Source organism: Butyricimonas sp. Marseille-P2440, assembly GCF_900091675.1.
Taxonomy (GTDB): Bacteria; Bacteroidota; Bacteroidia; order Bacteroidales; family Marinifilaceae; genus Butyricimonas; species Butyricimonas synergistica.
This window is the reverse complement of sequence record NZ_LT594610.1, coordinates 1,167,702-1,182,056: the sequence shown is the minus strand read 5'-3', so window position 1 is coordinate 1,182,056 and position 14,355 is coordinate 1,167,702. Positions and strand designations below refer to the sequence as shown.

General features: G+C 55.3%; 14 protein-coding genes. 6 read left to right on the top strand and 8 right to left on the bottom strand.

Going from position 1 to position 14,355, the window contains the following annotated elements; genetic code table 11:
- Nucleotides 1-2,001: an excinuclease ABC subunit UvrB gene (gene uvrB / locus BN8899_RS15905; protein ID WP_065220138.1), complete on the top strand. Its 2,001-nt coding sequence runs from the start codon at nt 1-3 to the stop codon at nt 1,999-2,001.
- Between the two features lie 216 nt (nt 2,002-2,217).
- On the opposite strand, the gene BN8899_RS15900 is transcribed toward uvrB, so the two are convergent.
- Together BN8899_RS15900 and BN8899_RS15895 are read right to left on the bottom strand one after the other, a co-directional pair.
- Entirely contained in the window at nt 2,218-2,637 is a 420-nt protein-coding gene (locus tag BN8899_RS15900) for a PaaI family thioesterase (protein WP_065220137.1), read from the bottom strand.
- Between the two features lie 13 nt (nt 2,638-2,650).
- A complete protein-coding gene (locus tag BN8899_RS15895; RefSeq protein WP_065220777.1) occupies nt 2,651-2,974 on the bottom strand; it encodes a DUF4491 family protein in 324 nt (107 codons plus the stop codon).
- Nucleotides 2,975-3,083: 109 nt separating this feature from the next.
- Here BN8899_RS15895 and bcp point away from each other — a divergent pair, with 109 nt between their 5' ends.
- The 3 genes from bcp (at nt 3,084) to BN8899_RS15880 (ending at nt 6,945) form a co-directional block, all read left to right on the top strand.
- Nucleotides 3,084-3,548, top strand: a complete 465-nt coding sequence (gene bcp, locus BN8899_RS15890; RefSeq protein ID WP_065220136.1) for a thioredoxin-dependent thiol peroxidase — start codon at nt 3,084-3,086, stop codon at nt 3,546-3,548.
- Nucleotides 3,549-3,584: 36 nt separating this feature from the next.
- Nucleotides 3,585-4,607, top strand: coding sequence for a recombinase RecA (gene recA, locus BN8899_RS15885; protein WP_018336567.1), 1,023 nt, complete (start codon nt 3,585-3,587; stop codon nt 4,605-4,607).
- A gap of 262 nt (nt 4,608-4,869) precedes the next feature.
- Nucleotides 4,870-6,945 (top strand): dipeptidyl-peptidase Dpp5, encoded by a 2,076-nt coding sequence (locus BN8899_RS15880; protein WP_065220135.1) that lies wholly within the window; start codon nt 4,870-4,872, stop codon nt 6,943-6,945.
- Between the two features lie 400 nt (nt 6,946-7,345).
- Here BN8899_RS15880 and BN8899_RS15870 read toward each other — a convergent pair whose 3' ends face one another.
- From BN8899_RS15870 to BN8899_RS20820, 3 genes are all read right to left on the bottom strand, one after another.
- Nucleotides 7,346-7,621, bottom strand: coding sequence for a hypothetical protein (locus BN8899_RS15870; protein ID WP_148375478.1), 276 nt, complete (start codon nt 7,619-7,621; stop codon nt 7,346-7,348).
- A gap of 27 nt (nt 7,622-7,648) precedes the next feature.
- A complete protein-coding gene (locus tag BN8899_RS15865; RefSeq protein WP_065220132.1) occupies nt 7,649-8,134 on the bottom strand; it encodes a hypothetical protein in 486 nt (161 codons plus the stop codon).
- Between the two features lie 378 nt (nt 8,135-8,512).
- Nucleotides 8,513-8,908, bottom strand: a complete 396-nt coding sequence (locus tag BN8899_RS20820; RefSeq protein WP_187376931.1) for a hypothetical protein — start codon at nt 8,906-8,908, stop codon at nt 8,513-8,515.
- Between the two features lie 28 nt (nt 8,909-8,936).
- Between BN8899_RS20820 and BN8899_RS20815 the strand changes: the two genes are divergently transcribed.
- Complete coding sequence (locus BN8899_RS20815; protein ID WP_148375474.1) at nt 8,937-9,233, top strand: hypothetical protein; 297 nt, start codon at nt 8,937-8,939, stop codon at nt 9,231-9,233.
- Between the two features lie 117 nt (nt 9,234-9,350).
- Nucleotides 9,351-10,580: a mechanosensitive ion channel family protein gene (locus tag BN8899_RS15855; protein WP_065220130.1), complete on the top strand. Its 1,230-nt coding sequence runs from the start codon at nt 9,351-9,353 to the stop codon at nt 10,578-10,580.
- Between the two features lies 1 nt (nt 10,581).
- On the opposite strand, the gene BN8899_RS15850 is transcribed toward BN8899_RS15855, so the two are convergent.
- Genes BN8899_RS15850 through BN8899_RS15845 form a run of 3 tightly spaced genes read right to left on the bottom strand, consistent with a single transcriptional unit; the run spans nt 10,582 to nt 14,323 of the window.
- Nucleotides 10,582-11,229, bottom strand: a complete 648-nt coding sequence (locus tag BN8899_RS15850; protein ID WP_187376929.1) for a YwqG family protein — start codon at nt 11,227-11,229, stop codon at nt 10,582-10,584.
- Nucleotides 11,117-11,581, bottom strand: coding sequence for a hypothetical protein (locus BN8899_RS20965; protein ID WP_187376927.1), 465 nt, complete (start codon nt 11,579-11,581; stop codon nt 11,117-11,119). Before BN8899_RS20965 ends, BN8899_RS15850 begins: the two co-directional genes overlap by 113 nt.
- A 48-nt stretch (nt 11,582-11,629) precedes the next feature.
- Nucleotides 11,630-14,323 carry a DEAD/DEAH box helicase family protein gene (locus tag BN8899_RS15845; protein ID WP_231932399.1) on the bottom strand — a complete coding sequence of 898 codons (2,694 nt, stop codon included), beginning with the start codon at nt 14,321-14,323 and terminating at the stop codon, nt 11,630-11,632.
- Nucleotides 14,324-14,355: the final 32 nt, after the last annotated feature.

Here is a 14,355-nt window from a genome sequence, read left to right as displayed (position 1 = left end):
ATGTTCAAACTCACCTCAGAATTCCAACCCACCGGGGACCAGCCGGAAGCGATAAAACAATTAACACGGGGACTTGAAGAAGATACCCCGGGACAGGTATTGCTGGGTGTCACGGGTTCGGGGAAGACATTCACGATTGCTAACGTCATCAACCAAGTACAACGCCCTACCCTCATATTAAGCCACAACAAGACACTAGCCGCCCAGTTGTACTCCGAGTTCAAGTCGTTCTTCCCGGAAAACGCGGTGGAATACTTTGTTTCTTACTATGACTATTACCAGCCGGAAGCCTACCTTCCGACCACGAATACATATATAGAGAAAGACCTCGCCATAAACGACGAGATCGACAAGCTACGGCTACGGGCTACAGCCTCCCTCCTTTCCGGGCGGCGGGACGTGATCGTGGTTTCGTCCGTGTCCTGCCTCTACGGCATGGCAGACCCGACCGCTTTCGGGTCGAATATCATCCTCCTGCGCCGGGGACAGAAGATTGGTCGCAACCAACTGCTGCGCCGACTGGTGGATGCCCTTTACGTGAACAACGAACTGGAGTTCAAGCGGGGAAGTTTCCGGGCAAAAGGGGAAACGATCGACATCTTCCCCTCCATCGAAACCTTCGAGGGCATCGCCTACCGGATAGAATTCTGGGACGACGAAATCGACCGCATCACCTCGTTCAGCCCCCAAACCGGGAAAACCGTGGACGAGATGGAAAACCTGAACATTTACCCGGCGAACCTATTCGTCACGGACAAAACCACCTTGGAAAAGGCTATCCGTGACATCGGTCATGACCTCACCGTGCAAGTAGAGTTTCTCAACTCTGTTGGGAAACACCTGGAAGCAAAGCGATTGGAAGAACGGGTGAACTACGATCTCGAAATGATTCGGGAACTGGGATACTGTTCCGGCATCGAAAACTACTCCCGTTACTTGGACGGGCGTGCCGCGGGTGTACGTCCCTTCTGCCTGCTGGACTACTTCCCGCGGGACTTCCTCCTCGTCGTCGACGAATCGCACGTGACCCTGCCGCAAGTCAGAGCCATGTACGGCGGCGACCGTTCCCGGAAACAAACGCTCGTGGAATACGGCTTCCGCCTTCCCGCCGCTTTTGACAACCGCCCCCTCACCTTCGAGGAATTCGAGGCAAACACGGGGCAAACCATATACGTCAGTGCCACCCCTGCCGATTACGAACTGGCAAAATGCGAGGGCGTCGTCGTGGAACAGATCATCCGACCGACCGGAATCCTTGACCCGGAGATAGAGATTGTTCCCAGCAAAAACCAGATCGACCACCTTGTCAACGAGATACAGCAACGCATCGAGATCGGGGAACGCGTACTCGTTACCACCCTCACGAAGCGTATGGCGGAGGAGTTAAGCAAATATTTAGACCGTATTCGCATCAAATGCCAGTACATCCACTCCGACGTCGACACGCTCGAACGGGTGCAGATCATCGAGAACCTGCGGAAAGGCGTCATCGACGTCATCGTCGGGGTCAACCTCTTGCGCGAAGGGCTCGATATGCCGGAAGTTTCCCTCGTGGCTATCCTCGACGCCGACAAAGAAGGATTCCTGCGCTCGGCACGTTCCCTGATACAGACATCCGGTCGTGCCGCCCGCAACCTGAACGGGAAGGTGATCATGTACGCCGACACCATCACCCGCTCCATGCAGGAAACCATCGACGAAACCAACTACCGCCGGGAAAAACAAATGGAGTACAACCGCCGCCACAACATCACTCCCACCCAAATCCGCAAATCAACGGAATCCGTACTAAAAGAAACCTCACGGGCTTACGTCGAAGAAGAGCATATCAATATGGCAGCCGACCCCGTCTCCGCCTACATGAGCAAACCCGAACTAGAAAAGATGTTGCAAAAAACCAAAGCCGCCATGCAGAAAGCCGCCAAAGAAATGGACTTCCTCGAAGCCGCCCGCCTGCGTGACGAAATGTTCAAGCTCGAAGCCGCGATAAAGGGTTTATAAAGTTCATAAGGTTTATAAGGTTTATAAGGTCCGTAAAGTCCAAAAGTCCATAAGGTCCATAGACCCTGCGGGCGCTTTGTTCACGGCAGCTAGAGCTGCCAGTATCCCCCCGTCCGAAAGACACCCATCACTTTAAACTTTACAGACCTTACGGACCTTATGGACCTTCGACTTTATGGACTTTATGGACTTTCGACTAGAACCGAAGGTTCGACCTTACACCCCCTTCGGCAAAACCACGTTAGTGATCCTACACACGGAAGCCAGATTACCGAACTCGTCCGTCACGTTAACCGACACGACATGGGTACGTTGCCCCTTGTGGATAAACTCTGCCCGCCCCACCACGTAACTTCCTTGCGCCTTGCGGATATGATTGCCGTTAATCTCGATCCCGAACACGTGGTTTTCTTCCCGCGATACCCCGATATACGTCAGTCCGCTTCCCACCGTTTCCACGAGAGCCATGATCGCTCCACCGTGCAACAATCTTCCGGGACGCATCGTCCGTTCATCAATCGGCATCCGTGCCTCCAACCAATTCTCGCCAACCCCGGTAAACTCGATACCTAATGCTTCCATCAACGTACCCCGGCATTCCCGGTTCATCTGTTCCAAAACTGCTAAACTATCCATTCATTTTCAATTTTCAATTCTCAACTTTCAATTGTTTTTTCTTCTTCGGATTGGCGGGAAACCATCCTTTCCGCACGCGTTCCTCCTGCTCGAAAATCTCCTTGATCGTCCAGAAAGAAGAGAAGGCAAATACCCCGAGCAACGACGACCACAACACGTCGGTCACCCACAACGCCGCCACCGTCCCCGCGATACCCAACACGAGGAAAATCCACCAGCACCCCGTGCCCCAGTAATATTCCGCTTTCACCACCACGGGGTGAAATATCCCGATAATCAGGAATGTACAAATCCCGATAATCAACCCGGTCAAATTGTATGTATCAACAAATTCCATAAACATTTTTTAGACTCCCGCGAATGTACAAATATTCACGAACACTACCTTAATTCTCCAAAATATTCCTACTTTTGTGAGGGACAACGGGAATTAACTTTAAACGATTATGACAACATTGAAAGAAAGAGAAAAAGCCCCTTATTTCGAGGGAATAAACCAAGACGGGAAAAAGATCACGTCCGACGATTTCAAAGGGAAAAAACTAATACTGTACTTCTACCCGAAAGACAACACATCGGGATGCACGGCAGAAGCTTGCAGCCTGAACGACGGGTATTCCTCCCTCGCGGGCAAAGGGTTCGAGGTCGTGGGAGTCAGCCCCGACTCGGCAAGCTCCCACGCGAAATTCATTGCGAAATACAACCTCTCGTTCAACCTGATCGCCGACACCGACAAAAAGATACTGGAAACCTACGGCGTATGGGCAGAGAAAAAGATGTACGGCAGGACTTACATGGGCGTGTTGCGCACCACCTTCATCATCGACGGGGACGGAACCATCCGGAAAATCATCACGAAAGTGAACACCAAGGATCACGCGCGACAAATCCTTGACATCTTGAATCACTAAATCACAGAATCAATCATATCTAAAATAAACAAGTTTATGGCAAATGCAGAAACCAACCAAGACAAGTTAAAAGCACTTCAACTCACCCTCGACAAGATCGAGAAAAACTTCGGTAAGGGAAGTGTCATGAAACTTGGAGATAACGTAGTAGAAGACGTGGCGGCTATCCCCTCCGGCTCCATCGGGCTGGACAGGGCGCTGGGTGTCGGCGGGTACCCGCGGGGGCGTGTCATCGAGATATTCGGCCCCGAATCCTCCGGTAAAACCACCCTCGCCATCCACGCTATCGCCGAGGCGCAGAAAGCGGGTGGTATCGCCGCCATCATCGACGCCGAACACGCTTTCGACCGCACCTACGCCGAGAAACTGGGTGTCGACGTGAACAACCTGTTCATCTCGCAACCCGACAACGGGGAACAAGCCCTCGAGATCGCCGAGCAACTCATCCGCTCCTCCGCCATCGACATCATCGTCATCGACTCCGTCGCCGCGCTCACGCCGAAAGCCGAGATCGAGGGCGACATGGGCGACAGCGTGATGGGATTGCAGGCTCGCCTCATGTCACAAGCCCTGCGCAAACTGACGGGAACCATCAGCAAGACCAACACCTGCTGCATCTTCATCAACCAGCTGCGCGACAAAATCGGCGTCATGTTCGGCAACCCCGAGACGACCACCGGGGGTAACGCCTTGAAATTCTACGCTTCCGTGCGCCTTGACATCCGCCGCATCGGTCAGATCAAAGACGGCGAGGAAATATTCGGTAACCACACCCGCGTCAAGGTCATCAAGAACAAAGTAGCCCCTCCATTCAAAAAGGCAGAGTTCGACATCATGTACGGCGAGGGCATCTCCCGTTCCGGCGAGATCGTTGACCTTGGCGTGGAATACAACGTCATCAAGAAAAGCGGCAGCTGGTTCTCTTACGGGGAAAGCAAACTGGGACAAGGACGGGAAACCGTGAAACAACTTGTCATGGACAACCCGGAACTTGCCGAGGAACTCACCGCCAAAATCGTCGAAGCCATGAAAAGCGGCGTGCAACCGGCCACGAAATAAGTTCATAAAGTCCATGAGTCCAAAGGTCCATAAAGTCCATAAGGTCCGAAAGTCCGTAGACCCTGCGGGCGCTTTGTCCACGGCAGCTGGAGCTGCCGGTAAACACCGCCTGAAAGACACCCGTGACTTTCGACCTTACGGAGACCTTCGACCAGAACCGAAGGTTCGACCTTTGGACTTACGGACCTTATAGACCTTACGGACCTTCGACCAGAACCGAAGGTCCGACCTTATAAACCCTTATTAAACAGCTAAAAAGACAATGAAAAACAGTTTATTCTCCGCCCTCATCCTGCTATCCGTCGTGTCGTGTGATAGCCCGAAAGAAGCGGTAAAACCAAGTTATAAAACACCGGATATGAAACTGACATCCGACGTGATGACACCCGAGGTATTATGGTCATTCGGTAGAATCGGCGGGATGAGCGTATCTCCCGACCGGAAATCGCTCGTCTACGAGGTCACCTACTTCAACAAAGAAGAAGACCGCTCGTACACCGACCTCTACATCATGAACCTTGCCGACGGCACCACCAAACAATTGACAAACACGGATTACAAAGAATTCGGCTCCACCTGGACATCAGACAACAAAATTGCCTTCATGTGCGGGAAATCCGGCTCCGTCCAGCTATGGGAAATGAACCCGGACGGCAGCGACCTCCGGCAGCTCACCAACGTGGAAGGCGGCATTGGCGGGTTCCTCTTTTCCCCGGACAAATCCAAACTCCTCTACTTGAAGGACGTGAAACTCGAGAAAGACGTGCATGACCTGCACCCCGACCTCCCGAAGGCAAACGCCCGCCTCATCAACGACCAGTTCTACCGCCACTGGAACGACTGGGTTGAGGCGTACACCCACCCGTTCGTTGCCGACTACATCGCGGGGCAAATGGTCACTACCGGCAAGGACATCATGGAAGGCGAGCACTGGGAATCCCCCGTCCGCCCGTGGGGAGGCATCGAGCAACTGGCATGGACGCCGGACAGCCGGAGCGTCATCTACATGGCACGCAAGAAAGAAGGCATAGCGTACGCCTTCTCCACCAACACGGATTTATACCGCTATGACGTGAACACGGGCAAAACCGCCAACCTCACCGAAGGCATGATGGGATACGACCAAAACCAAGTGATTTCACCCAACGGCGAACTCATGGCATGGGAAAGCATGGAACGTGACGGGTACGAGGCTGACAAAATCCGCCTCTTCGTCATGAACCTCAAAACCGGGGAGAAAAAGGAATACACCCGCGACTTCGACCAGAACGTCGGCTCGCTCGCCTGGGCGGACAACAACACGCTCTACTTCATCTCAGACCACCACGCCACGGACGAGATCTACCGCCTCACCCTCGACGACGGCGCCATCACCAAGCTCACCTCCGGCGTGCACAACTACACCTCCGTCCTCCCCGTCGACGGCTACCTCATCGCCACGAAAGTATCCATGAGCAAACCCGCCGAAATCTACAAGGTAGACCCCGCCACGGGCAAAGACACGGAACTCTCGTTCGTCAACAAACCGATACTCGACCAGCTCACCATGGGCAAAGTGGAATCCCGCTGGATCAAGACCACCGACGGCAAACAAATGCTGACGTGGATCATCTACCCGCCCCACTTCGACCCTGCCAAAAAATATCCCGCCATCCTCTACTGCGAGGGCGGACCTCAGAGCACCGTCAGCCAATTCTGGAGCTACCGCTGGAACTTCCAGATGATGGCGGCAAACGGCTACATCATCGTTGCCCCCAACCGCCGCGGCCTCCCGGGATTCGGCCAGGAATGGAACGAGCAGATCAGCGGTGACTATTCCGGCCAGAACATCCGCGACTACCTCTCCGCCATCGACGAGATGAAAAAAGAACCCTACATCGACGCCGACCGCCTCGGGTGCGTCGGGGCCTCCTACGGCGGCTACTCCGTCTTCTACCTCGCCGGGCATCACGACAAACGCTTCAAGGCATTCATCGCCCACTGCGGCATCTTCAACATGGAAATGCAATACTTCAACACCGAAGAGATGTGGTTCGCCCAGTGGGACATGGGCGGCGCACCGTGGGACAAGGCGAACAAAACAGCGCAACGCACCTTCGACAACTCCCCGCACAAATTCGTCGGCGAGTGGGATACCCCTATCTTGGTTATCCACGGGCAGAAGGACTTCCGCATCGACGCCTCGCAAGGCATGGGCGCCTTCAACGCCGCCCGCATGCGCGGCATACCCGCCCAATACCTCTACTTCCCGGAGGAATGCCACTGGGTACTCGGTTGCCAGAACGGCATCCTCTGGCAACGCACCTTTGCCGCGTGGTTAGACAAGTGGCTGAAATAGCGGGGTGAGCCCCGGCTCACCCCGGGTCGAAGGTCTATAAAGTCTATAAAGTCGTAAGGTCTATGGACCCTGCGGGCGCCGTGTTCACGGCAGCAATGCTGCCGGTAAACTCTGTCCGAAGGACACTCGGGACTTTCGACTTTATGGACTTTATGGACTTTCGACTAGAACCGAAGGTTCGGACCTTTCGACTTTACGGACCTTACAGACCTTCGACTAGAACCGAAGGTTCGGACCTTATGGACTTTCGACCCGAGGAGGTGTGATGCGGATGCGTCACACCTCCTCGTCCATCCCCTCGCGGGCGCGGAAATAAAGGGAGCGTGAAGAATCCGACCTATCGGGGCGCGTGAAAAACGGGTAAATATGCACCACCTCGTCCCCGGGCAACGCCTCCCCGTCAAACCCCTTGCCGGGGAGCGTGAACTCCACCCGTCCGTCGGCGCGCGTGGCGCCCGTGTCCACGATCACCTGCGGCGCGTTGGCGTACGAGTGGTAAAAATACCCGATCATCAACCGGTCTGTCCCGCGGTTCGCCCGCCGGTGACACCTGTCCTCCCACTCCAGCGTCACCGTCCACCCCTGCCGCGACAAGCGCGTGTACAACGGGTTCGCCAGCCATCCCAAGCTGAACACGAACGCCCGGAAGTTCCTCACCCCGTTCACGTCGCAGCACGAGTTATTAAGCTTATTGCAAAGNCTTTTATACCCATCTAGATGTGTAAAAGAGACGGGCCCCGGGGTTCGCCCGCCGGTGACACCTGTCCTCCCACTCCAGCGTCACCGTCCACCCCTGCCGCGACAAGCGCGTGTACAACGGGTTCGCCAGCCATCCCAAGCTGAACACGAACGCCCGGAAGTTCCTCACCCCGTTCACGTCGCAGCACGAGTTATTAAGCTTATTGCAAAGATCCCTGCCCGTGACAGTCAATTTACGGGTGAAAACGCTCCACGTCTCCCACTCTCCCAGTTGCCGGAACAACGCCTTCAACACGGACGACACGACCCCGAACACAGCCATCCGTTCCTTGCGTCCTTCCGAGGCACGTTCCTTCGCCTCGGCTTTCTCTTGTGCCGACCTCGGGCGTTTGCTCGCGCAACGGCACTCCACGCCGTTCTTCTCGTAACGGGTCTCCCCGTCGATCGAGTACTTGTTTCTTCGTTTTTTACCGGATTCCAAATTTCCCATGACACCTTCTTTTAAATTACACGTGCGGGATCCCGTACCTCTCCCGTGCCACCTCCGCCCCACCTTAACTTCAGATCCCGTATAAATTTAAAAAATACTTTACATATTTCCAAAAGAAATTCCCATGTTGAGTCGAAGACTTGTCGAGAACTTCTCGAGAAGTTGTCGAGAAGTTACCGGATCCACCCCCCGGCTACACCGCCGCTACCCCGCGTGAACAAAGGGAAACGCCCCGTTCGGGAAGTGGTAGCGGGAGAGCGTAGTTAAAGTTATTAAAATAATCTTAAAAATAATCTTAGTTTTATTTTGTTTTCATGAATAAAGGTCATACCTTTGTTGAAGCCTCCCACGGAGAGTGACGGGAGGTCTTCGGATTTACTAACTAAAACCTATCATTATGCCGAAACTGAGATACACGGGAATGATCAAGAAAAGCGGGAGCTCGGCAAACGAGACTTTCGCCACGATCTCCAGCGGGGAGATCATCTCTAAAGCCAAAAGCCAGAAAAAACCGGTGCTGAACGCCGAGCAAAAAGCGAACGTCTCGGGCTTCACGGAACTCGTGCCGCTCACGCGCGACCTCAAGCGGGTGTTCCGCGAGAGCTTCCCGCCGGACAGCAAGGGCACCAAGTGGAGCAACCGCTTCACGAGCCTGAACAAGAAAAGCAAGGAAGTGGTCACCACCACGAAGAACGATCCCGACGTGGAGGTCGACCCGCGGAAACACGCCCCCGAGGAATTCACCAGCGTCATCGCGTGGGAGAAGCTCATCATGGCGGAAGGACCGCTCTGGACGCCCACCGTGGCGGTAGAGCGCTTGACGACGGAAGGCGAGACGTACAAGCTGGTATTTAGCCAAGAATCGAACATCTTCGAGGGCGCGTACGCCTACTCGAACGACAAGGTATTCGCCATCGTCTACCACCCGGAAACGCATTTCAACCTGCTCGTCAAATTGAGGAACAGGGGCGAGTCGGGCAGCACGACCACGGTAATCCCCGGAATCATCCCCGCGGAAGAACTGAAAATCTACTCTTTCGCGAAGACCGCCGACGGGAAAACCACCTCCAACTCCACCTTCCTCGCGATCGGGAGTTAAAAACCGGACCTTCGGTTCTGGTCGAAAGTTCGTAAAGTCCGAACCTTCGGTTCGGACTTTTCCAATTATTTCCGTATCTTTGTCGGCGTGCGCGAAACCAACTAAAAACAATTCACCATGACAATTAAAAACTACATCGACGCCGGGTTGCAACATTTCGGTATCCTATCGGAAGGATTGGCTGACCTGATCTATTTCCTAGCACTGGTTGCCATTATCGGCATTATCACGTGGATCATCCACCTGCTGACACGCCGCTGGCTGGCACGTGTCGTGCTGAAACTGACGCGACGCACGGCCACGAACTGGGATGACCTGATGTTCGACCAGCATTTCTTCAACTGCCTCGGGATGCTGATCTCCCCCATCGCCATACAGGTTATATTCAAGGAATGCGAGTGGACGGAATTTGCTTTCCTCATGAAAATGCTCAACGTCTGGATCGTGATTTCCGCGCTGCTCATCGTGTCGAGCGTGCTGGACGGTATCAACCGGATATACGAGAGCTACCCCGTGTCGAAGAACCGCCCGATCAAGGTGTTTATACAAGTCATCAAGATATTCTTCTACTGTGCCGTTATTATCATCGTGATCAGTATCCTGATCGACAAAGACCCGCTGGCGCTGCTCGCCGGGCTGGGAGCCGTGTCGGCGGTGCTGATGCTAGTGTTCAAGGACTCCATCCTCGGGTTTGTCGCCGGGATACAGCTGATGTCCAACCGGATGGTGAATATCGGCGACTGGATCGTGATGCCCAGCAGCAATGCCGACGGCGACGTGATCGAGATCAACCTCACCACGGTGAAGGTGCAGAACTGGGACAAGACGATCTCCACGATCCCCACGTACAAGCTGGTGTCCGAGTCGTTCACCAACTGGCGGGGAATGCAGGAATCCGGCGGACGGCGCATCAAACGCTCCGTGAATATCGACATCTATTCCGTGCATTACCTCACGGACGAGGACGTGGAGAACCTGAAACAATCGTCCCTCCTGAAAGCTTATATCGAGAACAAGCAGCAAGAGATACGGGAATACAACGCCAACGTGGAGAACCCGCTCGATAAACGCCGGCTGACGAACCTCGGCACGTTCCGCGAATACATGGAAGCGTGGCTTGCCGCCAACCCGAATATCAATCTCGAGATGACGCATATGGTGCGCCAGCTGCAACCCACCCCAACGGGCATCCCGCTGGAAATATACTGTTTCTCGGCAAATAAACAATGGGTGAGTTACGAGCGGATACAATCCGACATCTTCGACCACCTGTTCGCCATCCTCCCGCTTTTTAAACTAAAGGTGTTCCAGTACCCGACGAATATGGAGTGGATGGAAGGGAAGTAGGTTAATAGCAATCCCAATTATACAACACCCCGCTAAAGTCGCGTTTCGCGAGATCGCCGGGGCGGATGAAGAAGTTGCACACGCCACGGTCGCCCCACATGATGCCGTTCTCGTCGTCGGAGTCTAGCTGGAATAGCAGGACGGTATGCTCCTGGAAGTTCTGGTCGTACTCGCGGGGGTCGAGTTGCGTGAAGGAGGGGTAGCCTCCCACGCGGTGGCCTTCCACCTCGGCGTGGGCATACACGCCGTCGAGTACCGACTCGTCCACCCGGTCGAGGTTGGGAACCGTGGCGTCCGGGTGGGTCTGGTTGTAGATGTCCAACAGTAACTTCTCGAAACGGAAATCCCAAAGGGTCATTGGCATGGAATCCTTCTCGAAGGTCAGCTTTCTTTCCTCGGACACGGGGAAACTGTCGCCCGGGACGGTTTCGGGCACGTCGGGGAGCAGGGCGGACGGGTCCTCCGTCACGCGCTCGTGGTAAATGACCCGGAATCCTTTCTGGTCAGCACGGTTCTCGAAGTTCAAACCGTAGGTATCATCGCCACTGACGTAGAATTGCAATATGCCTTCGCGGGGAAAACCCTCGAGGGCGGGCATCTCGGCAAAATTCAACTGGGCGAGGAAGCGCAACGGTTTCTTCTCCCGCACTTCGGGAGCCTCCCCGGGAGCCGGGGCATCGGGCCGGGAGCCGCTGCCGGTAGCCACTTCCGGGTTTTCCACCGACGGTTGTCCGGAACCCGCGAGCAGCACATCCCGCGGCGGCGGATTCCGGCGTTGCCGCCGGCTGGGTTTCGTCATAAGGATACTCGAAGCCCCGCGGCATGTAAGGGAGTCCCCCTATCTTGCTGTTCCAAGGCATCGTCTTTTCTTCCACGGGGATGACCCGCGCGTAGTCTGTCGTTGTTCGCTCGCGAATGACTTTCAGCATCTTGTCCGCCGAAGTTTCTTTCTTCTCGCTGTCATTACTGCCACCACCGAATATTTTTGATAAAAATCCCATAATCACGTTTTTATTTAATTACACGTCAAAAGTACTAAATTAATTGGATTATCTCCAAATATTCACGCGCGTGACCTTATCGGACAGGCGAGCCGCGAGGGAATTCATACGGCAGTGTAGCAGGAACTCGCGCCCGTCCAGCGTGCGGGTGAAGACGAGGCGGCAATGCCCTACCCGGTGTTCCCATTTCCGGCGGAAGTTCTCGGCGCTTGATTTCTTCTTTCCCAGTATTTCCGGCACGGCGTGGAAGTCCTCCTGGAGGATCCGTCCCCGTAGCAGGCTTTGGCGCACGATCACGTAACGGGGATTGTCGACGGGGGCGACGATTTCCTGCAAGGCGTTCACGAACACGGACTTCTCGTAGGTCGATCCGCCCCGCAAGTGGCAATATACCGCCCCGTCACTGTCGCTGGAAGCCTCCGCGACAGCTTCCCTCGTGGTAATGATGCCTTCCTCCCGCAACGCGTCGAGCAGGGCTGTCCCGATCTGTTGCATATCCTTCGATATATCCCGGTATTTCAGGTAAAGGCGAAGGGCTTTCAATCCCTTGTACCCGAAAGCGAAGAAAGCAAGCACGGAAAGCGCCAGTAAAAAGTATAACCAATCACTTGCCGTGCGGAGATTGCGGAATTGACCGCGTCCCAGTGCTTGCAGAAAACCGTTGCCGAAGATGGATGCCACACAAGCGACCTCGGCAAACAGGCAGGCAAGCGTGCGGCGCAGGTAAAGTTTCCGCGAAGACTGGTACGCCCGTTCCTCGCCGAAGGGGAGCTTGATTTCCTCCACCAGGTTCACGCCTTGCCGCAAACCGTCCTCCCAGCGCCGGCGGAGCGTGTCGCGGGCTGCCGCTTCTTCAAACGTTTGGTTGTTCTTCCGCTCTATGGTTTCCCGGTCGTGCAGCGACGACGGGATGTCCAGGCGCCCCACGCCGTTCTGGATAGTCCCGTCGACAAGGTTCGAGATACCGATAAATCCCCGGAAACGGCGTTCCAGCAACTCCAGGTCGTCGCCTCCCGCGGGGGAAGTCGGGTCGACGCAGACCAAGTGCCAGATATTTCCCGTCTTCCCGTCGTTCCCTTTCTCTACGCGGATCGCCCGCCCGCGCATCTGGTTGGACGACACGAAGGAGCCCACGCAGCTGGCAAGTACCAGGGTATTGAGGCACGGGGCGTCCCATCCCTCGCCGAGCAACGCTTTCGTGCCCACGAGAACGCGGATCGCCCCTTCCTCGAACACGCGGGTGATGACGCGGACGATCTCGTCCTTTAGCGTCCCCGATAAAGCGATCTCCGCGTAAGTATCGTCGTAAGGCAACACGCACGACACCACGCGCGATACCCCTATCTCCCGCGCCACCCGCTCCACCGCGGGCAATGCCGCCACGGGGACGACGACGAGGGAACCCGTCAGCACTCCCACCTGTCCTGTCCCGACGCATTCCCGACGCAATTTCTCGAACACGGGAACCGCTCCCAGGCGGTCGAGAGGCAAATCGTTCACCGGGGTACTCGTCATGTACTCTTTCCGGATATAATCCGTCAGGATTACCGCACGCAGGCGGTCTTGCAGGTGTCCCGACTCGAAACGGATGATCTCGGCGATGCTGTTCAGCTTGCTCACGCTTGCCGTCAAGGTCTTCATCAGCCGGCTGTTGTAGCGGAGGTGTACCTGCTTGTTCTCCGTGGCTCCCCGCCGGATCAGTTTGTTTTGCAACGCCTCACGATGCTCGGAGTAGCCGGGAAAAAAGGTGGAGTGAAGGTAGAAGTCGAGCAATATTTCCATCCACGCGTAATCTAACGGGGGTATCTTGATCTTCTTGCCCCCGATTACCTTGAAGTGTAGCGGGGGTATCTCCTTCCCCGCGTCGTGCAGGAACACGAGCATGGAGGTGTAGAATGGCATATTCCCGTATATCCACTCGAGGTGTTTCAAGGGGTCGGTCCAAACGGGATTGGTGGAGATGGCTTCCGTGAAAACGGCATCCTTGCGGATCTCCTGGAAGAGATGGTCGATGTCGGCGCGGAAGGCATTGATCCGGTCATACTCCTCGGGCGACGGCAGCGACAGGTAAACGTAATCCTGGTGCGGGCAAAGGTCGCCCTCGAGGATTAGCTCGGGGACGGTGATTTCCGTGTCGACCGTGCCGTTCAAGTCGATGTAGCGTTGCCACTCGGTAAGCGTCACGTCGTAGGGCGGCGTGGCTGTCAATCCCACGATGGTGGGTGATAGTTGCCGTTTTAACCTATCGAGGGTGACGCACCACTCGTTTTTCAGGTGGTGCGCCTCGTCGAGAATAACCGTCTTTACCCCCAGCCGCTTGAGCTCGCGGGCTATTTCCCGGGGGGAGGTTGCCGGGCTTTTCCGGGGTGAGGTGTCTTCCTCGTCATCCAAGTTATTGCAAGCCGCGTGCAGTCCCTGGTACGTGCACACGGTCATGAAGGCGGGCTTCCTGACATCGCACGATATCCACGCGGGGATGCGGTTGACCTGTAGGAACAACTCCCGGAAACGGTCGATCCATTGATCCCGGATAGCCAGCGACGGCGCCAGTATCAAGGTCGGGCGGTTCAAGCGGAGCATGACTTCCAATCCCAGCACGGTTTTCCCCGAACCGGGGGGCGCCACGACGTGGAGCGAACCGTTGGACAGGTAATTGTCCAATTCCTTTAATACTCTGGACTGATATTTCCTCCACTCGTACTTGAATTTGATTCCCGCCGGGAATTCTGCCATTATTTCCATATGCCGCACCTGTTAGTTTGCAAATATGTTAC